We start from the raw sequence: 20,922 nt of genomic DNA on the forward strand, positions 1-20,922 counted from the left end.
TGTTGAAAATTGATATTTTCTTAATAAAAAGCTCACAATATGAGTTATAAGGCTAAGGAGGCTATTGAATGAAGAAACCTATAATTTTGAGTACAGATCCTGGTATTGATGATGCTGTGGCAATTGCAATTTTATTGTTTAGCAAACAATTGGATGTTAAATTGATTGCTGCAGCTGCAGGAAATGTTGGAATTGATCAAACTTTAAATAATGTTTTGAAGCTTGAAACATTATTTAAAAAAGAAATTCCAGTTGTACCAGGCTGTAGTCGTGCACTAATTAAGCACCCAATCGATGCAGTAGCAGTTCATGGAAAATCTGGTATGGATGGTTATGACTTTCCTGAGCCTAATCAGGATCTTATTCTTGAAAATAAAATAGCCCCAGTAGCATTTCACGAAGTTGTGACTGCAACGAAAAATAAAGTAACACTTGTAGGAATAGCTCCTTTAACTGATATTGCTTTATATCTCCGTCTTTATCCTGAAGACTTTAACCAAATTGAAGAAATAATAATTATGGGAGGTAGTATTGGCAGAGGTAATTATGGTATTTTTTCAGAATTTAATATTGCCAGCGATCCAGAAGCAGCTAAAATTGTTTTTGAAAGTGGATTAAAAATTCGTGTGGCACCGTTAGAATTGGGGATGCAAGCAAAAATCAAACCAGAAATTAGTGAAAAAATCAAAAATTTGGGTAAAGTTGGTGCAATGTTTTATAGCTTATTTAAACGTTATCGTGGAGGTAGTTTTGCGACTGGATTAAAAATTTATGATGCTCTAGCAGTTGCAATGTTGCTACAACCAGATATGTTTGAATTTGTAGCAACTCACGTTGAAATAGTGACGCAAGCAGGATTTACTTATGGCGCGTCTCTAATGGACTTTAATAATAAGTTACAACAATCTAATAATGCTTTGATTGGTACTAAGGTAGATGTTGACCAATTTATTGAGTGGTTTATAAATGCTCTAAAAAAGGCTTGCTAAGGAGAGATAAAATGAATCAGCTTATTGCAGTTATTTTGACGCTATTGTCAGTAATAGTTTTAGTTTACATGTTATCTAAAAAAATGGATATTAAAATTGTATTATTTGCACTTGGGTTAGTTTTATTGTACTGCGGCATCTTTATGGGGAATAAAATTAGCCTATTACAGCCAGTTGCCAATCAATTGTTACAGCCAATTCAAGTGATTATTGATCAATTTACAACGACTTTGTCGCAAGCAGGATTTGTTATTTTGCTACTGGCTGGATATAGTTCATATATGACTTGTATTGGAGCTAATAGTGTAACCATTGGTGGTTTAACTTCGACAATGAAAGGAATTAAATCAGTATACTTATTAGTGCCAATTGTTTTTCTAATGGGAAATATCCTTTCTTTGGTAGTTCCAAGTGCTGCTAACTTGGCAATTATCTTATTGGCAACACTATATCCTGTTTTGCGGACAGCGGGAATGAGTCGCTTAACTGCTGCAGCTGTAATTGCTACTACTGCAACGATTATTCCCACTCCACTTGGTTCTGATAATGTCGCAATTGCTGCAGCTTTAAAAATGTCAGTAACGCAATACGTATTTAGTTATCATGCTTTAATTTCAATTCCAACCTTATTGTTAATGGCAATTGTTCATTATTTTTGGCAAAAACATGAGGATAAAAAAGATGGTCAAGGTCTTAATTATCAAGCAGAATTGGCTCAATATGGGTTAAAAGATGATGATAAACAACAAACCCAAGTGGTTGGCAGTAAGTTTGTTCGCTTTATTTACGGGCTACTGCCTTTATTGCCAATTATTATTTTAATAATAGATTTTATTTTTAATGTTACTCAAGGTCGAAATTTAACGATGAATGTGCAATCAGTGACTATTATTAGTTGGATTGTGGCGATTATAATTGAGTTAATTAATAAAAAAGATACCAAGCAAGTTTTAAACGATACCAATACCTTTATTAAGGGAATGGGTAATGCCATGGGGATTGTTGTTTTGTTAATTGCAGCTCAAACTTATGTACAGGGGTTAAATGCTGTGGGAATTATGACCATGATTCAAAAGTTAATGACTAATATTCATGGTGCTGGCATTTTATTGCCATTAATAATGGTAATCTTGACCGCAATAATTGTCCTATTAAGTGGTAGTGGGCTAGCTCTTATCTTTGCCCTTATTCCGCTGATTGTTCCATTAGCCAAGTCAGCCGGAATTGAGCCCCAGCAATTAGCAGTACCACTACAGTTGGCTGGTAATTTGTTGCGGGCAGTTTCACCAGTAGCTGCGGTAATTTTAATTGTGTCTGGAGCAACACATTTAGAACCAGGTCAAATTATCCGCCGTACAGCTGTACCAATGATTAGTGGTGTCTTGATTATGCTGGTTTTATCATTTTGCCTACTATAAATAAAGTAAATAAAATTTAAAAATTAAATCTTAATAAGAACGCAAAGCATAGTTTACTGTGATTTGCGTTTTTATTATTTTTTGAGTCTGGTTAAACAATTTTATACACTACTAAAAAATTATAATCTCGGCAAACAATTTTTTCTTTTTTGCGTATTTAATATTGACACAAAAAAGGAGGTTTTTATGCAAATCAAGCAAGTGGTTAACTCATTAATTGAAGCAGCAATTATAGCTCATGCCAGTGATCTATTTTTTCTGGTGCGAAGGACAAAGTTAGTTGTCAACTTGCGTACTACTGATGGAATTACTAGCCAAGCTGATTTTACGGTTAACGAAGGGATGGAGATTATTAATTATTTAAAATTTATAGCTCAAATGGATATTGCAGAACATCGGCGACCACAGGTAGGAGCATTCGAATATCCTTATCAAGGAGAAAATTATTTTTTGCGCTTATCAAGCATCGGTGATTTTAACGATTATGAATCTTTGGTTATTAGAATTATTTATCAAATTGACCATAGTAATTATTTTTTTCCAAATCAAATTGAACATTTAAAAATGCTAACACATCAACGTGGCTTAATAGTTACAAGTGGTCCCACAGGTTCAGGTAAGACTACGACAATGTATAAATTGGCTAAATATGTAGGGCAAAAGCAAATGGTAATGACAATAGAGGATCCTGTCGAAATTCATGAAGCTAGTTTTTTGCAAACACAGGTTAATTTAAATGCTGAAATCACATATTCAAGTTTATTAGAAGCCGCGTTAAGACATCGCCCAGATATTTTAATTATTGGGGAGATAAGAAATGAAAAAACTGCTCGCTTGGCGATTGATGCTGCTTTAAGTGGGCATTTGGTATTTGCAACTGTGCATGCTAAAAGTACTTTGCAAACGATTCTGCGACTTGAAAGTCTACATGTCAATATTAATGAACTTTATAATTGCATAACAGCAGTTTGTTATCAGCGCCTTTTACCGACTAAGGATCACTTATCTTGTTTAATGGATATTGCTAGTGGGGAATTCTTACAAGAACAGCTTACTTGTAAAAAGCGTAAAGAATATATTAGCTGGTATGAAAATCTAAGTGAATTAAAAGAAAAGGGTGAAATTAGTGCGCAAGTATTTGAACAATTTAAGAAAGGATAAGTTGACACAAGAGCAACGATTAAATTTTCTTGATTACTTACATCATAGTTTAGCTAACGGTTTTTCATTAAATGCTAGCTTAGAGTTAATGCCAATATTATGGCCAAGTCGTAAGAATTTAATTGATAAGTTATATCAGAAAGTTCAAGCAGGAAATAAATTGAGTAATTTAATGCTTAAACTTGGTTTTTCAAAAACAGTAGTGACGCAAATTGATCTTGCTTTAGAACAAGGCAGTTTAGTAGAATGCTTGTCGCAGATAGCTACACTAAATCGCTTAAAATGTGAACAAGAAAAGAAATTGAAGACGGAATTGTCTTATCCTTTTGTATTAGTAGTAATGATGATTTTATTATTATTTTTTATGCAAACTTTCGTTTCAAACCAGTTTGCCAATTCTGATGAACACACAGGTGATCTCATGCTGTTGGGGCTATTATTCTTAAGTTTGGGCTTTGTATATTATCTGATACGAGTCTTAATGTTATTAAAAAAGCAGGATTACCATTCTTTGTATAAATTAGCTCATTACCCAGTCATTGGTTCGTTAGTTAAACTCTATGTAAAATATTTGTTAATTTATGATGTGGGACTTCTGTTAGCAAGTGGTTTTTCTTTACAAAAAATATGTGAGTATGCTGAAAATCAAGAGCAAGGCTCGCTTCAGCAGTTTATAGGTGAGAAAATAGCTAGTCAGCTCAATTCTGGTAAAAAACTAGCTGACATAATTGTCCAGGAATATTTCTTACCCGATGAATTATTATTGTTATTGCAGGTAGGATCAAAAAAAGCAGATTTGAGCCAACGTTGCCTTTTATTGGGACGTACTTTATTTTCAGATTTGACAAGTGATATTGAAAAATTGATTGTTAATGTCCAGCCATTCTGCTTTATTCTAATTGGGTTATGTATTATTGGGATGTATTTAAAACTATTGTTGCCAATGTATGCAATGATGCAAAATATTTGAGGTGAATTGTAATGAAAAACAGAATTAAAAAACATCTTTTAGATATTATTACTAAAGCTGAAAAGCCTCAGGGCTTTACTTTAATTGAAATGGTAGTAGTTATTGCAATTATTGTGATGCTATTAATTATAATTGCTCCTAATTTGACTAAGCAAAAAGAAAGTGCCAGTGAAAGAACTGATGATGCTTTTAAAACTACTTTACAAACACAAGTTAATCTTTATGAAGATGATAAAGATCGTAATGGTAAAGAAATAAATTTTAAAAATATGTTTGATGATGGCTATTTGACCAAGAAGCAACTTGATAAAGCTAAAAATTATGTGGTATCTAATGGTGTGGTTGAAAAGAATTCGAATTAGAAATAGTTTACCTGCTTTTACTATTGTTGAAATAATTATTACTTTGACTATAACTCTTACCTTAACTTTATTAGGAGTAGTTCAGCTCAAAGCCTATAATCAAAGATTGATTTTAGATAATACAACTAAGGAAGTTAAAAGCTCGATTGAACAAGCGGCACGAATTTCGACTATTCGGCATCAAGCCATTATTATTAGATATTATCCAGTATCCAAAAGTCTCATTTTAATTGGCAAAAAATATTACCGAGAACTAAAGGTTGCTAATGATATAGAAATATATAATCTGGCTTTATTGCAAATATCACCCAATGGCTCGCTACCAGCTCACACAATAACGATTACAAACCATAAAAATACTAGAAGAATTAAGTTACAAATGACTTGGGGGCGGCCAATCGATGATACTTAATAAGCTAAAAGGTTTTTTAATGGCTGAGGGTATAACCGCCTTAGCTATTGCCATTGCTGGTGTATCATTAATGGCGCTAGTTATAGGGGAAGGTCGAAGCATAGAACAAAGGATGGAGTTAAAAACTGATCGAGCCTATGCCTGGCATATTTTAAAAAAACTCGATCTGAAGGAAGTTAAAGTTCATGATCGAGTTTATGAATTGCGAGGTGCTAGTAGTGTATATGATAAGACAAGCCAAGAAACTTATCTTGTCAAAAAATAAAGGCTTTGTATTAGCTGAGGCCATGTTTGCTGTTATAATCACACTTTTAATAGTCTTGGTTTTACAAAATTTATTAAAAACTATCATGCTTTCTGATAAGGCTGACCATAAAACTGATAATGTGGTTTTTGCTTATGTTCAATTTAATCGTTTTTTACATGATGATGATACGAAACTAGCCTATCCTTTTCCAGAAATATCGACTTCTAGGCAAGCTGGGATAGTAAAGGTTGATCATGATAATAAATCAAAGATATATAAATTGAATTTTTATAAAAATATGGTACGTGTCACTACTCCAGATGGTGGTCATATGCCACTTTTACTTGAAGTTAAAAAAGCTAATTTTGTTACCACGAATAATCACATTAAAATAAGCATTACAGAAAAAGATAATCGTAGTACAGAAATATATTTTAAATTAGATGCTAAATCAAAAATAAAAGAAAGAGGAAGACAAAAAAATTGAAAGTAAAAGCCAGTACCTTGCTCAGTAGTGTTTTTGTCTTAGCAACTTGTTTACTTTTTATTCGCTTTTATCAGGATATATATCATGATAGCATGCAAAATGATTTATTATTAATTGAATACTTGGTAAATAACTGATTTACTTGCGCTTGTTGCCTTCATTCTATTAAAATGGATAAAAGATAAGGGGAATAAGTGATGAATAATATTGAAGAGTTATTTGAAAATTTCTTAAATTGTGTAGAATACTTACAAAAAGCATTAAATGTATCTTTTGGTGAAGCTTTGACTGAAACCTTTGATAATCTTGAAAATAATCAAATTAAGGTTGAACTTGGCGCTCCGGATAAAGCGACTGTTGAAAAATTAAGCCAAAAGTATAAAAAGTTAAATTATGATAAGTTGTCACAGCAATTAAAGGTACAAGTATATACTTATTTAATACTCAAGGCAGTAAATGAAGATGCTTTAGATATTAATCAAATGCCAACACCACCGATAGTTGCAACGATAGTAGCAATGTTTATGCAAAAATTGCTGCCTGACAAAAAAATAACAATTGCTGATCCAGCAATTGGGACAGGAAATTTATTGTTTTCGGTAATTAACCAGTTAAAGCATGCAAATCATTCTAAGATGAACTATCACTTGCTGGGAATCGATAATGATGAAGAAATGCTTAGCTTTGCTGATATTGGTGTCCATTTAAATGGGCTTGACATCGAATTATACTGTCAAGATGCTTTAACGCCATGGTTATTTACCAATCCAGATGTTGTTGTAGCGGATTTGCCAATAGGGTATTATCCAATTGACGAGAATGCTAATAATTTTGCTACTAAAGCGGAAAAGGGTCATTCGTTTGCTCATCTTTTATTTATTGAACAAATTATTAAAAATTTAAAAGCTGGTGGCTATGCTTTCCTCGTGGTTCCTAAAGCAATCCTTACTGGCAAAGGTGGCAGTGACTTTATGCCATGGCTATCAGATAAGGTCTTTTTAAGAGCAATTATTGAGTTGCCAGATAATGTATTCCAAAATAAGACAAATCAAAAATCGATTTTAGTGTTTCAAAATCATGGTAATAATGTTCAAAATAGTGAAGTTTTACTCACAAAATTGGACTCATTAAAAAAGGAAGAAGACTTAATAAAGCTTAATGTTAACCTAAATGAGTGGTATACTAAAAATATTCATTAATTTGTGAAAAAGTCAAAAGTATGTGTGTAGTGGAGGAATCTCATTTATGAAAAAAGTTTTAGCAATTAACTCAGGTAGTTCTTCATTCAAGTATAAGTTATTTGCCCTTCCCGAAGAACAAGTATTGGCGGAAGGAATTGCTGATAGAGTTGGCATTGAGGGCTCTTCTTTTGAAATTAAATTACCAAATGGCGAAAAACATACTGATGAAGTCTCTATTCCGGATCAAGAGGCTGCAGTTAACTTGTTACTGGTAGCATTAAAGAAGTATCAAGTTGTTACTGATCTAGACGAGATTGTCGGTGTAGGGCATCGAATTGTTGCAGGTGGGGAAGATTTTCCTGATTCAGCCATAATTGATCAAGAAAAATTACAGAAAATCTATGATTTAAAAGAATATGCTCCCTTGCACAATGTTGCTGAAGGAAAAGGAATAGAAGCCTTCATGAAATTGCTTCCTAATGTCCCAGAAGTTGGCGTATTTGATACATCGTTCCATCAAACATTAGATTCAGTTCATTATATGTATTCACTTCCTTATAAGTATTATGAAAAATATGGCGTACGTAAATATGGTGCTCATGGTACGTCAGTAAGATATATTGTTGGTCGTGCTGCAGAGATGTTAAATAAAGATCGTGCAGATTTAAAATTAATTGTTTGTCATTTAGGGTCAGGAGCCTCTGTGACTGCTGTGAAAAATGATAAGTCATATGATACTTCAATGGGCTTTACCCCGCTTGCAGGAGTTACTATGGGGACACGTTCAGGTGATGTTGATGCATCAGTTTTACAATACATAATGAATAAGGAAAATCTTGATATTAATCAGATGATTGATATTTTAAATGACAAATCGGGGTTATTAGGAATTTCTGAAATTTCTTCTGACATGCGTGACCTAGAAAATAATTCAGATGATAAAGCAAAGTTAGCTCGTGATATTTTTGTTAATAGAGTTAGACAATATGTTGGTTCATATATTACTGAAATGGAAGGTGTTGACGCAATTATCTTTACCGCTGGAGTAGGTGAACACGATGCTGGTGTTAGAGAGAAAATAATGCAGTCATTTGAATTTATGGGTTTAGATCCTGATTATGAAGCAAACAAATCAAATGGTGAGAAGTTTATTTCAAAACCTGATTCAAAGATAAAAGCGCTAATTATTCCAACTGATGAAGAATTAATGATTGAACGTGATGTTGTTCGTTTAGCCCATTTGAATTAGGTACAATTTAATATATAATAAAAGTCGTTAATAATTTTTAATGGCTTTTTATTTTGATATATACATAGATAATAATATATTTATAAAAACCGATTAGTTTATGAATGATATAATTATGTCGGTATGGTAATTAACAATAATAATTTAATATAAGTATTATCATAATCAAAAGAATAAGGCTGATTAAGAAAAGCAGTCAAGAACTATTTAATGAAGAAAGTATAGGGAAAAATGATAAGACTAGTAGCAATTGACGTTGACGATACATTGTTGAATAGCCATGGAGTACTACTTGAATCAACTAAAATAGTTATTAAACGCGCAATTAGTCAACAAGTTAAAGTTGTTCTTTGTTCAGGTAGACCATTAGCTGGTGTTAAGCACTTTTTGGCTGAATTAGGAATTACTACAGATAATCAATATGTTATTACCTTTAACGGGGCTGTAATCGAATCAGTTACTGGGAGAAAATTAGCCGAATCTGGATTAGAATTTTCAACCTATAAAGAAATTGATCGATATTCTAATAAACACGATATTGCATATAATATTGTTGATGCTGATAGTCAAATTATTACGAGTAATCACAATGTTAGTTGGGTTACAGTTGTTCAAGCTTGGGAAAATCGAGCTGGGCTTTTAATTAGGACACCGACGGAATTAGGTGAAACTGCTCAGGTTATTAAAGCAGTGTTTGCTGATGAAAAAGACAAATTAGACCAAGTAGAAAAAGAAATAATCAAAAAATTTGGGCAAAAAAATTATGTTGTTCGGGCTGCTGATAATTTTTTAGAAGTAATGCATCAAGATGTTAATAAAGGTAATGCTTTGAAAATTTTATCAAAGAAATTAAATATTTCGGCAAATGAAATTATGGCAATTGGTGATGAACGTAATGATATACCAATGTTTAATTTTGCAGGTATTTCGGTAGTAATGGCTAATGGATCAGCAGCAGCTAAAGAATATGCAGACTATGTGACAGAATCAAACGATGAAAACGGCATTGAGCAAGCATTCAATAAATTTGTTTTATCTAAATAAATCTAACTATTAGCAGTTAATAAGATGTATGCTATAATAATAGTATCCTAAAGCGGGGGTGTTTTGGGATTCGACAGGCGTAGATTTGCATTAACTGCGGTTCGTAGGTCACGTCTACGTAAAAACGTCACAGTTTTATAACTGCAAATAAAGAAAATTCATACGCATTAGCTGCCTAATTTAGGTACATGTGTTGCTTTTTATCGGATTACTCACGTCTGATATCAAGTATCAACTTAGTGAGTTACGTTTAACTACCTCATCTGAATAGTTAAGAAGAGTCATTGCAGATTAGCTAGTCCATTCTAGCCCTGTTATATGGCGTTTTGGACTAGTGAAGTTCAAATAGTATAACTATAATCGTAGATGTTAGTGACAGGATGCGTTTGGACAGGAGTTCAATTCTCCTCACCTCCATTTTAAAAAGCTTGTAACCATTTATGTTACAAGCTTTTTCTGTGTGCAAATTCGTCCAATGTTCACTGACTTTTTAAATTTTATCACGACTGCTAACAATTTGTCTGGTTTTTGTTTGAGCGTATTAACATTAAGGCCAAGGAATAAGTCTTCTGTATGTAATATACAAAGCTTTTAAGCAACTGGTTTAATAATAGATTCTTAAAGGGTCTTTGTCTTAAATTATATTCTTACTTCATTAGGCTAAGCCTTCGCGGCTGAACCTTTTTATTTGCAAATTACTACAGGAATATCAACTGACTTTTTTTGCTTTACCTATCTTAGACCAATGTAGCTTCTTGCACAGTCCAATTGTATAAAAAAATTCTAGTATCATAAGTCAAAATGCGATTTTATATGTTTTAATAAATATGTGTAGGTTATTACGATACTATCATTTTGCATGTAGGTAAATAAAAATTTGTTTTTTATTTACAACTGCCAAGCTGGTCATCAGAATCAGTTTTTTGTATGATTGCTTTGAGGTGAATAAAGTGAAAAAATTTTATCAAAAAAACAAATGGTTAATATTAGCTTTATGTACTTTTATAACAATCCCAGGTATTTTATTTTTAATTATTGGTAATTTAAAGCAGAGAACAGATTGGCTCAGCTTTTGGGGTTCATATCTTGGCAGTATAATTACAATTGCTTTTGCGTACATTAACACACAAGTTAGTAGTAAAGAGCAATCTGAAAATCTAAAATTACAGTTAGAGCAAAGTAAACAAAATGACTTAGACAATGCCATTAAACTTGATCGGATGAAAAGATTATTTTCTTTAATTGATTATTCCGATATAGTAAATCAAGAATTCAAAAGCGCAAAAATTCAAGCAGTGATAAATACCAAAAGAACAAGTTATGCTAAATTAGAGTTTGATAAAATTAAAAAAATAGTGACAGATTTAGATTTTTTTGTGCAAAAGGCAAATAACATTTTTTATATAACAGATTTTGAAAATAACATTGATTTAAAAGATATTAATAAAGACTTACTAAATTTTAAAGTAAATGATTTATTATTGATTGAATTTATTGAATCTAAAATACCAAAAAAAGCAACAGAAAAACTTGATGTTAAAAATAGGCAACATCTAAAAAAAATCAGCCAACATATTAATAAATTAGATTCAGACTATGATATTTTAGATAAAGAAATAAGAAAAGTATATAAACAAGAAACGCTGATAAATAAGGATTAATAAGTAAATAAAGTGGATTGCAAGTTTTAAAGTAGATTTTTTAAAAATAATCTTTTAAAGTCTTTACTAAAATATCTTTTTGTCAACTATTAATGGTTATAAACTGTATACATGTAAAATGTTATTTATTTTTAATCTTTAAATTATAAATAATAGTTTTAAATTTTTGAAATAAAAGTTTACACTTAAAGTATGAGGTGATTATAGATGGAAGCAATTTTTTTAAATCCATATTTTAGACCCAAAATTTGGGGTGGACGCAAATTAGAGACAATTTTTGATTATGACATTCCTAACGGAAAAGTTGGTGAAGCTTGGGTTATATCAGGTTATAAAAATAACGCTTCGACTGTGATTAATGGCAAGTTTAAGGGGCAAAGTTTACGTGCTGTATATCATGAGCATCCTGACCTTTTTGGAAATCCACAGAATAAGGAATTTCCCCTTTTGGTTAAATTTTTAGATGCAAATGATAATTTATCTGTACAAGTCCACCCTAATAATGACTATGCTAGGCAAGTTGAAGGGGATAGTGGTAAAACAGAAAGTTGGTATGTTCTGCAAGCTGATCCAGGTGCTTATTTGATTTATGGTCATACTGCTAAGACACGTGCAGAGCTTGCGGATATGATTCATAATGAAAATTGGGACCAGCTGCTGTGCAAAGTTCCAGTTAAAGCGGGCGATTTTTTCTATGTACCTTCGGGAACGATTCATGCCTTAACCAAAGGAATTATGGTAATTGAAACACAACAATCAAGCGATGTGACTTATCGCTTATATGATTATGATCGTGTTGACCAAAAATCAGGTAAAAAGCGGGAACTACATACACAAAAGTCAATTGATGTTACAACAGTACCTCATATTAATCCTAAACTTGATATTAAAGTCGCTAATGATCAAGATGCAGAAATTAAAACTTTAGTTGCACCACCAGTTTCACCATATTTTTATTTATGGCAAATAAATTTAAATGGAAGTTGGACAAGTAATCTTAAAGTCCATCCTTATTTATTAGTAACAGTTATCGCGGGAACAGGACAGCTTGTACTAGATGATAAAAAGTATGATTTATCTATGGGTAGTAATTTAATTATTCCCAATAAAACAGCTTCATTTACTTTTGCAGGTAAAATGAAAATGGTGCTTTCTGCTCCTGGAAAAGAAATTTAATTCTTAACAAAGAAAGGACAAAAAGTATGATTTATGTCGCATGCGGCTCAATTACACTAGTTATAGGTATACTTTGGTTAATTTCTCCAGCAAAACGACCTAACCCTTTTTACGGTTATTTTTCATACTTGTCACAAGTCAATAAAGCTAGTTTTCGTTTTGCTCAAAAAAAAGCCAGTATGTTTTTTATTATATTTGGTGTAGCACAAACCATATTTGGTCTGGGAATACATTTTTTAAATTTGGATAGGTATTTTTTTGTTTGGTTACTTACCTTTTATTTTTTTCCATTGTTTTCCATTATTTTAACGGAGAAGAGTGTAAAAAACTTTTTACTTAAGCGTCATGAATTACCTTCAGATTATATAGATCCTGATCAAGTAAAAAGTAAGAAAACTAAAGGATTCAAAAAATAGAATGAAACTGAAAATTTTAATGGTTGAAGACGATAAGTCGCTTTCAGAAATGATGTGCATGTTTTTTGAAAAAGAAGGTTGGAAAGTTGATGTTGCCTTTGATGGTGAGCAAGCCGTTAACCAGTTTAAGCAAGATCCAAATAAATATGATTTAATTACTTTGGATTTAAATTTGCCAAAGAAAGACGGTATTCAAGTTGCCAAAGAAATTCGTGCGATTTCAACACGTATACCAATTATTATGTTGACTGCAAGAAATAGTGAAGAAGATCAAATTTTAGGTCTTGGCGTTGGTGCAGATGATTATGTATCAAAGCCCTTTAGTCCGTTGGCTTTGATTGCACGAATAAAGGCATTGTTGCGTAGGATAAAGATTGAAGATAATCCTAAACTCAATAAACCGACTCAGCTTTATCAGGCTTTTGATATTGAGACAACACACATGAAAATTTCAAAAAGTAGACGTGAGGTTTTATTTGATGGTCAAGCTGTAGCTAATATTACGCCTAAAGAATTCTCGTTACTTTTTACAATGGCACAAAAGCCTAAGCAAGTTTTTGCACGTGGGCAGTTGCTGGAATTGGTTTGGGGTTATGATTATTTTGGTGAGGAGCGGACAGTTGATGCTCATATTAAAAAATTGCGCCAAAAATTAGAAAAAGTTGGAGCTAATGTCATTCAGACTGTCTGGGGTGTTGGCTACAAATTTGATGATTCACAGGTTTAGATATGAAGTTGTTATATCAACACATGCTTAGTTTTTTGTTGATTATTTTGACTATAGTTTCCATTATTGGTTATTCTGAAATAAATTACGTATCTAATCAATCCTATGTTCAAAATTATCAGCGAATGGAAGATTATGCGTCATCGTTGGGCTCATTAGCTGTAACTGATAAAACAGATGGTACACTAATACTTAATTCTGGATTTTTGGATCAGTTACAGTTTGTTTTACATAATGATGATCTCAATTTGCGTGTTTTTAATGCGCGTGGAGAGCAGATATATCCAGAAAAAAAGAAAAACTTGCATCTGGCAGAAGATGTTTGTGCCATCCTCAATCAAGGCCAAGAAATTTATATCAAAAATAATAACGATTCTCATACTTATGTTGGTAATACTAAGAACGCATATACTGGTATTCTTAAACCCTGGATGAATAAGGGGAAAATGATTGGTGCAATTTGGATTGGAAGTAAAATAAAGAGTGTGGAACAGCCAATTGTGATGGCTAAACATAATTTAATTAATGCACTTGTCATTGCACTGTGTGTGGGTCTGCTATTAAGTCTAGTATTTTCTTATTATTCAACCAGTAAGATTAAGCGATTATCGACAGCAACCAAAAAAGTAGCGTCTGGAAATTTTGATGTTCAGATTAATTATTATGGTAACGATGAGATTGATCAATTAGCTGCTAATTTTAATCAAATGGTTAGAACGCTTAGGAAGTCTAACGAAGAAATTAAAAGTCAAGAAAAACGGCGTGATCAATTTATGGCGGATGCAGCACACGAAATGCGAACACCGCTTACGACGATTAATGGTATTTTAGAGGGTTTACAGTATAATGCGATTCCTGAACAATCACGCTCTAAATCAATTGCGCTCATGCGTCGTGAAACTGAACGCTTGATACGTCTAGTTAATGAGAATTTAGATTTTGAAAAAATTAGAAATAATCAAATTAGTTTAGCCAAAGTAAACTTTAATGTACAGCCACTTTTGCAAGAAGTTGCTGATGAATTAAAACAAAATGTTAAAAAAGAAAAAGATGAAATCAAAATTATTGTCCCTACGGATTTGCCAATTTTTGCTGATCAAGATAGATTTCGACAGATAATGATGAATTTAGTCCAAAATGCAATTCAATTTACCCATCAGGGCAAAATTTTGATTAAAGGGTACCGTATCCAGCATGCAACGCAGATAATTGTTAAAGATAATGGTATTGGAATGAACGATGAGCAGATGAAGTACATTTTTGAGCGTTTCTTTAAAGCTGATCCTTCCCGTGCTCGTCTAGGAATTGGTGAATCAGGACTTGGTTTGTCGATTGTTTTATCATTGATTAAACAACACGGTGGGAAAATAAGTGTTAAGTCTAAGCCGCACGAGGGGACATGCTTTACAGTCACTATTTTTGATAAAGGATATGAACAATATATTACAATTAAGTGATTGCAAAAATTATTTAAAAAATTGAAGTAAAAAACTGTTAATTGACGTTTAAATAAGCCTAAGTTCTGAATCTATTTAGTTTCAGAAGATATTAAAACGTAATTAACAGTTTTTTATTTTGGTGCAATTAACTTGTTTAAGTGGTATTAAGTAATAATTACTTTTTATAGTATTTATTTGATTTACTATTTTTCTCGGTTAGATGATTGCCACTTACAGATTCTGGCACCTGTGAAATTTCTGCTTGTCGCTCTTTAAGTTCAGGGGCATCTGTTTCATATAAATTAGTAGTAGTTTTATGCTTTTTAGTAATTAAGGCAGTAGATTTAGTTCCTAGTATTTCAAGTAGTCCTTCCATTTGTTGAAAATTAGTTAGGTAGTTAAAATTATTAACTTCAACTGGCTTAAACCCATTAGGAGTATAAAAGCGCAATAGGTTATGGTTGTTTAGTAAATCAGAGTATTTCAATGAATTTTTACTTTTTTTAGTTAGTAGCGCAATTTCTGATTTTTCTTGATTAGTAAAATTAATTATTTGCTTTCCAGTTGCTCGCTCATAAACAGATCCTTTAATTCCTTTACCACCTAAAATAATATATTTTTGGCTAATAATTGTACCGTTGCGAAATACAATCCATGGCTTATAACCTGGTGCTAGGAGGTCGCTACCAAATTGAAGGTAATCATGATTCGAAATACCTAATAAATGAAGCAAAGTAGGTAGTACATCAATTTCACCAGCCACTTTGTTATGTATGCCTCCTTTTAAATTTGTTGCATGAATCATAAACGGTACTCGTTGCATTTGCACGTTATTATAGTTATTCCAAGTATCAGAACTTTCACCAATTATCGGGGCAAGAATTTCATTTTCAGAATTGGTAAGACCATAGTGATCGCCGTAGATTACCACCATTGTTTTATCGATTAAACCTGATTTTTTAAGATAATTAAAAAATTCACGTACAGCTTGGTCCAGATAATGGGCAGTTTCAAAATAATTATTAATTGATTTATCACTAGTTTGAACAGTTTTGAAAGTAGGATCTAAATCTTCATCATCCATTTCAAAAGGCGTGTGGTTGGTTACGGTAATGAATTTTGTATAAAAGGGCTGTTGCATCCGCTCAAGATACTTTATGCTTTCAGCAAACATGACTTTATCTTTAATACCATAACCAATATGGTCATTTTTTTCATGACTAAAATAATTTTGATCAAAAAAGTAGTTGTAGCCCATGTTTTTGTATACATCATCACGGTTCCAAAATGAGCCAACATTACCGTGAAAAACGGCAGAAGTATATTGGCCATTTTGCCGTAAAATTTGGGGTGCAGCTTGGAATGTATTTGAACTGCCTAATGCTGTGAATAGAGAACCATCAGAAATACCATAAGTGCTTGTTTCCAACATGTTTTCTGCATCACTAGTTCGACCAATTCCAACCTGATGATAAAAATTATTAAAACTAAGTGTATGCCGATTATGATAAATTGAATTAAGAAAGGGCGTGACTTCTTTGCCATTAATTTTTAAATCAATTAAGAATTGTTGAAAACTTTCTAGGTGAATTACAATCACATTTTTATTTTTTTCTTTGCCAAAATATAAATTACTTTTAGGTAATTGATTTTTCTTAGTAAAAGAAATTATTTTATTTAAGTCAGAAGTATTTGCGTTACGATTAACTTGTTCGGTTTGCTCATTTTTAATGCCATCATAAACGGTGAAAGTATCAATTCCTAAATATTTAACAATGTAAGAACGATCAAAAGTGGTTCTTAGAAGACGAGGACGTGATGATTCTGCTAGGAAGATATTTAGGACTAAGATTAACGCGCCTAAACTAGTAATGGTAAAAGGTGTGAGCAAGTCGTAAGACTTTTGGTCAATTTTAATTTTACGCATTACTAGTAAAAGAATAACTATAATTAAGTCTAACCAGAGTAGTAAATCTGTTGGTTCCAGTAGTGCTACTGCACTTTTTCCTAAACCTGGGGCAACTTTTCCAGAATTAATGATAGTTTTGACGGTAATAAAATCTGAAAACTGGCGATAATTTAAAATATTGGCAAAAAGCAAGCTAGTATTAGCAAAATCCATTAGAAGCATCATGCAATAAGACATAATCGGTTTAGAAAAGTAAAAACCAATATTAATTAAAATAATTGCAGTACCAATAGGACTGAGCCACATGATGAAGTGTTGATAAGGGTCAGCAAGCCCCAAATTAAAGTCATGATAAATAGCAAAAATATATTTTAGGGCATATAAAATTATTAGTAAGCAAAAAAAGCCAGTACGCTTTTGGATAAAATTGATTAAATACTTTTTTTTCAAATTTAATTCTCCTTAATTAGTTATTTTAAAAGTTTCTCCCCTTTTAGACAATCTTTTCTGCATTGTTAAGTTCTTTTTTAAGAATTATTTGTTCTAACTTGAGTATAATTTAATTAAATATAATTTTAGGAATTGACTGAGACATGATTTTTTTAGGACCGTTATACAGCACATTAGTTCATTATTTTGCAATGAAAATAAATCATTTTGCACTGATTAAGCTTACCATGGTAGGACTTGATAAGACTATTTTTTATTTTTTGCTCTTTGTTATCATCCGCTTATTATGGCTCAAGTTGTTTGGCAATCTGAGATCAATAAAAGTTGAAGTTGCTATATGGTTATTTGCCTTTTATATTATCTTATTATTAATGTTAACAACATTTCGGAAGACTTATTTTCCCTGGGAAATAAAATTCAACCTTAGGCGGCCACTAAGTGATATTAATCTGATCTTTTTACGCGAAACATGGAAATTGATATATGCCAAAAGTCATATTGATTTTATTTATAATTTTTTGGGAAATATATTTTGTTTTATTCCATTTGGATTTTTAGCGCCGATTATATTTAGAAAAAAACAAACTTTTAGGCAAATTTTTTTATTAGGAATCACTCTATCAATTGCTATCGAAAGCTTACAATTTTTGCTTGGAACAGGTATTAGTGATATTGATGACGTATTTTTCAATAGTTGTGGCGCAGCAATTGGGTATTTGATTTACTGGTTATTTATCTAATTAACCAAAACTATAAAACTATTAAAAAGAACTGGTATTTATAAAATAAGATTGCTAAAATATTCTTGTGAAATAGATATTTAAATCAGTAAGGGAAGCGTATTTAATATGAGTATAGTTAAATTTGACAGTACAAAGTTAACACCTTTTGTTCATGACAACGAACTAAATGAAATGCAGGCGATGGTCGATGCAGCTAACAAGCAATTACAAGAAGGCACTGGTGCAGGAAGCGACTTTTTAGGTTGGGTTAATTTACCAGTTGACTACGATAAAGATGAATTTGATCGAATTAAGCAAGCGGCGCAAAGAATTCAAAACAACTCTGAAGTTTTAATTTGTATAGGTATTGGTGGCTCATACCTTGGCGCTCAAGCGGCAATTGAATTTTTAAATAGCGCTTTTTATGGTGAGGGTAAAGAAAAATACCCAACTGTGGTTTTTTGTGGTAATTCACTTTCAGGCTCATATTTACACGATTTAATTGCTTGGCTTGGTGACAAAGACTTTAGTATTAATGTAATCTCTAAATCAGGTACTACTACTGAACCTGCAGTTGCCTTTAGAATTTTTAAAGAAAAGTTAATTGCTAAGTATGGTAAAGAAGAAGCAACTAAACGAATTTTTGCTACAACTGATCGTGCTAAAGGGGCATTAAAAACAGAAGCTGATGCTGAAGGCTATGAGGAATTTGTTGTTCCAGATGACATTGGTGGTCGTTTTAGTGTTTTATCAGCTGTTGGATTATTGCCAATTGCAGTTTCAGGTGCTGATATTGATCAATTAATGCAAGGCGCAGCTGATGCAAAAAGTGCTTATCAAGATACCGATTTGACTAAGGATAGTCCTTACCAATATGCGGCTTTACGTAATATTTTATATCGTAAAGGTTATACCACAGAAATTGTTGAGAATTATGAACCCAGTTTAAGAATGTTTAGCGAGTGGTGTAAGCAATTAATGGGTGAATCGGAAGGTAAAGATAATAAAGGAATTTGGCCAGCAAGTGCCAACTTTACTACTGATTTGCATTCACTTGGCCAATACATTCAAGAAGGATTGCGCAATTTATTTGAAACGGTAATTAGGGTCGAAAATCCGACTAATGACGTTGCGATTCCTTCAGACGAGAATAATTTAGATCAATTAAACTTTTTAGCTGGTAAGAGTTTGAATTATGTTAATGAACGAGCATATGAAGGTGTGGTCTTGGCTCATACTGATGGTGGTGTACCGGTTATGACGGTTAATATTACTGATCAAACTGAACACACATTAGGCTACCTTATTTACTTCTTTGAATTAGCGATTGCAATTTCAGGTTATTTAAATGGTATTAATCCATTCAGTCAACCTGGGGTTGAAGCATACAAGCGAAACATGTTTGGCTTATTAAACAAGCCAGGTTATGAAGAATTACATGATGATTTAACTGCACGTTTTAACGCAGAAAAGTAATTTAATCAAATATTTTATATAAAGTGATACCCTCCAAGTTGAAAACTTGGAGGGTATTTATATGATATTATTATAAATTTAATTAAATATTTTTTAATAATATTATAGACTTTTTAATTTATCATGATAAAATACTAAATAATAATTTTAAAGGAGTAATAAAATGAGAAAAATTAAAAGTAACTTTGTTTGTCAGTTGATGTGAATTTGATAGATAATTTATATGCGAAGGAGTACTCAGATGAATAGTATGAGCAAAAATAATAATTTATCTGCTAAAACTTTTTTTAATAATGTCTTAGCTGGAACGGCAACTGGAATTATTGTTGGTTTAATTCCTAATGCAGTAGTTAACGCTATTTTAAAATTATTTGGGCAAAATACAATTACGATAGGAATTAATCAGGCATTGTTGATTTTTCAATGTGCAACACCACTTTTAATTGGTGCTTTAATTGCGATTCAGTTTAAACTGGCTCCTTTAGATGTTGCTATTGTTGCTGGAGCAGCCTATGTTGGTTCTGGTGTAACTAAATTTGTACCGCAAATTGTTAATCCTGCTACCAAAGCTTCAGGAGCTCTAATTACTGCTGGCACAGGTGATTTAATTAATACGATGATTACTGCTAGCCTAGCGGTAGCCCTGCTGTTACTTGTGGGTGAGCGAATGGGTTCTGTAAAAATTGTTGCTGCCCCAATTTTAATTGGCGGTGGTGTAAGCTGGCTTGGCTTATTAATCTTGCCTTATGTCAGTAAAATCACCACTTGGCTTGGTTCGGTCATTAATTCCTTTACAAATTTACAACCACTTTTAATGTGCATTTTGATTGCTTGTATGTTTTCAGTTTTAATTATTTCTCCTATTTCAACTGTAGCAATTGGAATGGCAATTCAGCTCAATGGGATGTCGGCAGGAGCTGCTGCTATGGGGGTAGCTGCAACAACTATCGTTTTAGTAGTTCATTCTTGGCGTACTAATAAGTCAGGTATTACTATAGCGGTTGCGCTAGGAGCAATGAAGATGATGATGCCCAATTTATTTAGACACCCAATTATTTTAGTACCAACGTTAATTACTGCAATTATTTCTGCTATTCCCGTTGCTCTATTTCAAATTAATGGTACTCCAGCATCAGCGGGTTTTGGCTTGGTTGGTCTGGTCGGTCCGCTTGCCTCAATGAATGCGGGTAAAGCCAGTATAAATGCAGTCATGGTAATGATTTGTTGGCTTATTATACCGGCACTTGTAGCGATTATTTGTCGGTTCGTTTTTGAAAAAGTATTTCATCTTTATGATGAAAAAGTCGTATTTGCCTATTTGGGTGAATAGAATTAATAAATACCAACTCTATACAAAAAATACTCCTAAGTTACTATACTTGTAACTTAGGAGTATTTTTGTTATTTAATTATAAAGTAATTGAAA

20 protein-coding genes and 1 other RNA gene are annotated in these 20,922 nt (G+C 32.3%); 20 read left to right on the forward strand and 1 reads right to left on the reverse strand.

Going from position 1 to position 20,922, the window contains the following annotated elements; translation table 11 throughout:
- Window positions 1-68 precede the first annotated feature (68 nt).
- The 17 genes from F5ESL0233_RS02770 (at window position 69) to F5ESL0233_RS02850 (ending at window position 14,957) form a co-directional block, all read left to right on the forward strand.
- Window positions 69-989 (forward strand): nucleoside hydrolase, encoded by a 921-nt coding sequence (locus F5ESL0233_RS02770; protein ID WP_122058620.1) that lies wholly within the window; start codon window positions 69-71, stop codon window positions 987-989.
- 11 nt (window positions 990-1,000) lie between these two features.
- Window positions 1,001-2,407, forward strand: coding sequence for a C4-dicarboxylate transporter DcuC (dcuC, locus tag F5ESL0233_RS02775; protein WP_122058621.1), 1,407 nt, complete (start codon window positions 1,001-1,003; stop codon window positions 2,405-2,407).
- 186 nt (window positions 2,408-2,593) lie between these two features.
- Entirely contained in the window at window positions 2,594-3,568 is a 975-nt protein-coding gene (comGA, locus tag F5ESL0233_RS02780) for a competence type IV pilus ATPase ComGA (RefSeq protein ID WP_122021516.1), read from the forward strand.
- Window positions 3,534-4,538: a type II secretion system F family protein gene (locus F5ESL0233_RS02785; protein WP_122058623.1), complete on the forward strand. Its 1,005-nt coding sequence runs from the start codon at window positions 3,534-3,536 to the stop codon at window positions 4,536-4,538. The genes comGA and F5ESL0233_RS02785 overlap by 35 nt, the downstream gene beginning before the upstream one ends.
- A gap of 11 nt (window positions 4,539-4,549) precedes the next feature.
- On the forward strand, window positions 4,550-4,900 hold the full coding sequence (gene comGC, locus F5ESL0233_RS02790; RefSeq protein ID WP_090093163.1) for a competence type IV pilus major pilin ComGC: 351 nt from the start codon (window positions 4,550-4,552) through the stop codon (window positions 4,898-4,900).
- A complete protein-coding gene (locus tag F5ESL0233_RS02795) occupies window positions 4,872-5,312 on the forward strand; it encodes a hypothetical protein (RefSeq protein ID WP_090093165.1) in 441 nt (146 codons plus the stop codon). Before comGC ends, F5ESL0233_RS02795 begins: the two co-directional genes overlap by 29 nt.
- A gap of 19 nt (window positions 5,313-5,331) precedes the next feature.
- Window positions 5,332-5,577, forward strand: coding sequence for a hypothetical protein (locus F5ESL0233_RS02800; RefSeq protein ID WP_147440866.1), 246 nt, complete (start codon window positions 5,332-5,334; stop codon window positions 5,575-5,577).
- The gene (locus tag F5ESL0233_RS02805; protein ID WP_158593117.1) at window positions 5,564-6,046 is read left to right on the forward strand and encodes a ComGF family competence protein; all 483 of its coding nucleotides are present in this window, start codon (window positions 5,564-5,566) and stop codon (window positions 6,044-6,046) included. Before F5ESL0233_RS02800 ends, F5ESL0233_RS02805 begins: the two co-directional genes overlap by 14 nt.
- 197 nt (window positions 6,047-6,243) lie before the next feature.
- Complete coding sequence (locus F5ESL0233_RS02810; protein ID WP_122058626.1) at window positions 6,244-7,245, forward strand: class I SAM-dependent methyltransferase; 1,002 nt, start codon at window positions 6,244-6,246, stop codon at window positions 7,243-7,245.
- A 46-nt stretch (window positions 7,246-7,291) separates the two neighbouring features.
- Window positions 7,292-8,476 (forward strand): acetate/propionate family kinase, encoded by a 1,185-nt coding sequence (locus F5ESL0233_RS02815; protein ID WP_122058628.1) that lies wholly within the window; start codon window positions 7,292-7,294, stop codon window positions 8,474-8,476.
- A gap of 231 nt (window positions 8,477-8,707) precedes the next feature.
- A complete protein-coding gene (locus tag F5ESL0233_RS02820; RefSeq protein ID WP_122058629.1) occupies window positions 8,708-9,520 on the forward strand; it encodes a Cof-type HAD-IIB family hydrolase in 813 nt (270 codons plus the stop codon).
- Window positions 9,521-9,574: 54 nt separating this feature from the next.
- Window positions 9,575-9,940: a transfer-messenger RNA gene (gene ssrA / locus F5ESL0233_RS02825) on the forward strand.
- Window positions 9,941-10,470: 530 nt separating this feature from the next.
- Window positions 10,471-11,181, forward strand: a complete 711-nt coding sequence (locus F5ESL0233_RS02830) for a hypothetical protein (protein ID WP_090093175.1) — start codon at window positions 10,471-10,473, stop codon at window positions 11,179-11,181.
- A gap of 207 nt (window positions 11,182-11,388) precedes the next feature.
- Entirely contained in the window at window positions 11,389-12,357 is a 969-nt protein-coding gene (locus tag F5ESL0233_RS02835; RefSeq protein WP_122058631.1) for a type I phosphomannose isomerase catalytic subunit, read from the forward strand.
- Between the two features lie 26 nt (window positions 12,358-12,383).
- On the forward strand, window positions 12,384-12,773 hold the full coding sequence (locus F5ESL0233_RS02840) for an SdpI family protein (protein WP_090093179.1): 390 nt from the start codon (window positions 12,384-12,386) through the stop codon (window positions 12,771-12,773).
- Between the two features lies 1 nt (window position 12,774).
- Window positions 12,775-13,500, forward strand: a complete 726-nt coding sequence (locus tag F5ESL0233_RS02845; protein ID WP_165777852.1) for a response regulator transcription factor — start codon at window positions 12,775-12,777, stop codon at window positions 13,498-13,500.
- A gap of 2 nt (window positions 13,501-13,502) precedes the next feature.
- Window positions 13,503-14,957, forward strand: coding sequence for a HAMP domain-containing sensor histidine kinase (locus F5ESL0233_RS02850; RefSeq protein ID WP_090093180.1), 1,455 nt, complete (start codon window positions 13,503-13,505; stop codon window positions 14,955-14,957).
- Window positions 14,958-15,114: 157 nt separating this feature from the next.
- On the opposite strand, the gene F5ESL0233_RS02855 is transcribed toward F5ESL0233_RS02850, so the two are convergent.
- Window positions 15,115-17,298 (reverse strand): LTA synthase family protein, encoded by a 2,184-nt coding sequence (locus tag F5ESL0233_RS02855; protein ID WP_122058633.1) that lies wholly within the window; start codon window positions 17,296-17,298, stop codon window positions 15,115-15,117.
- 143 nt (window positions 17,299-17,441) lie between these two features.
- Here F5ESL0233_RS02855 and F5ESL0233_RS02860 point away from each other — a divergent pair, with 143 nt between their 5' ends.
- The 3 genes from F5ESL0233_RS02860 to F5ESL0233_RS02870 all read left to right on the forward strand — a co-directional run bounded on the left by F5ESL0233_RS02860 (window position 17,442) and on the right by F5ESL0233_RS02870 (window position 20,826).
- On the forward strand, window positions 17,442-18,038 hold the full coding sequence (locus tag F5ESL0233_RS02860) for a VanZ family protein (RefSeq protein ID WP_122058634.1): 597 nt from the start codon (window positions 17,442-17,444) through the stop codon (window positions 18,036-18,038).
- Between the two features lie 108 nt (window positions 18,039-18,146).
- Window positions 18,147-19,496, forward strand: a complete 1,350-nt coding sequence (locus tag F5ESL0233_RS02865) for a glucose-6-phosphate isomerase (RefSeq protein ID WP_122058636.1) — start codon at window positions 18,147-18,149, stop codon at window positions 19,494-19,496.
- 250 nt (window positions 19,497-19,746) lie between these two features.
- Window positions 19,747-20,826, forward strand: coding sequence for a PTS sugar transporter subunit IIC (locus F5ESL0233_RS02870; RefSeq protein WP_090093254.1), 1,080 nt, complete (start codon window positions 19,747-19,749; stop codon window positions 20,824-20,826).
- Window positions 20,827-20,922: the final 96 nt, after the last annotated feature.

The sequence above is a fragment of the Lactobacillus sp. ESL0233 genome, from assembly GCF_003692995.1.
GTDB classification, from domain to species: Bacteria; Bacillota; Bacilli; order Lactobacillales; family Lactobacillaceae; genus Lactobacillus; species Lactobacillus bombicola.

Bases quoted from the DNA above. Each gene is read 5' to 3' on its own strand.
- F5ESL0233_RS02770 (WP_122058620.1), top strand. From the start codon at position 69: ATGAAGAAACCTATAATTTTGAGTACAGATCCTGGTATTGATGATGCT.
- dcuC (WP_122058621.1), top strand. From the start codon at position 1,001: ATGAATCAGCTTATTGCAGTTATTTTGACGCTATTGTCAGTAATAGTT.
- comGA (WP_122021516.1), top strand. From the start codon at position 2,594: ATGCAAATCAAGCAAGTGGTTAACTCATTAATTGAAGCAGCAATTATA.
- comGC (WP_090093163.1), top strand. From the start codon at position 4,550: ATGAAAAACAGAATTAAAAAACATCTTTTAGATATTATTACTAAAGCT.
- F5ESL0233_RS02795 (WP_090093165.1), top strand. From the start codon at position 4,872: ATGGTGTGGTTGAAAAGAATTCGAATTAGAAATAGTTTACCTGCTTTT.
- F5ESL0233_RS02800 (WP_147440866.1), top strand. From the start codon at position 5,332: ATGGCTGAGGGTATAACCGCCTTAGCTATTGCCATTGCTGGTGTATCA.
- F5ESL0233_RS02810 (WP_122058626.1), top strand. From the start codon at position 6,244: ATGAATAATATTGAAGAGTTATTTGAAAATTTCTTAAATTGTGTAGAA.
- F5ESL0233_RS02815 (WP_122058628.1), top strand. From the start codon at position 7,292: ATGAAAAAAGTTTTAGCAATTAACTCAGGTAGTTCTTCATTCAAGTAT.
- F5ESL0233_RS02820 (WP_122058629.1), top strand. From the start codon at position 8,708: ATGATAAGACTAGTAGCAATTGACGTTGACGATACATTGTTGAATAGC.
- F5ESL0233_RS02835 (WP_122058631.1), top strand. From the start codon at position 11,389: ATGGAAGCAATTTTTTTAAATCCATATTTTAGACCCAAAATTTGGGGT.
- F5ESL0233_RS02840 (WP_090093179.1), top strand. From the start codon at position 12,384: ATGATTTATGTCGCATGCGGCTCAATTACACTAGTTATAGGTATACTT.
- F5ESL0233_RS02845 (WP_165777852.1), top strand. From the start codon at position 12,775: ATGAAACTGAAAATTTTAATGGTTGAAGACGATAAGTCGCTTTCAGAA.
- F5ESL0233_RS02850 (WP_090093180.1), top strand. From the start codon at position 13,503: ATGAAGTTGTTATATCAACACATGCTTAGTTTTTTGTTGATTATTTTG.
- F5ESL0233_RS02860 (WP_122058634.1), top strand. From the start codon at position 17,442: ATGATTTTTTTAGGACCGTTATACAGCACATTAGTTCATTATTTTGCA.
- F5ESL0233_RS02865 (WP_122058636.1), top strand. From the start codon at position 18,147: ATGAGTATAGTTAAATTTGACAGTACAAAGTTAACACCTTTTGTTCAT.
- F5ESL0233_RS02870 (WP_090093254.1), top strand. From the start codon at position 19,747: ATGAGCAAAAATAATAATTTATCTGCTAAAACTTTTTTTAATAATGTC.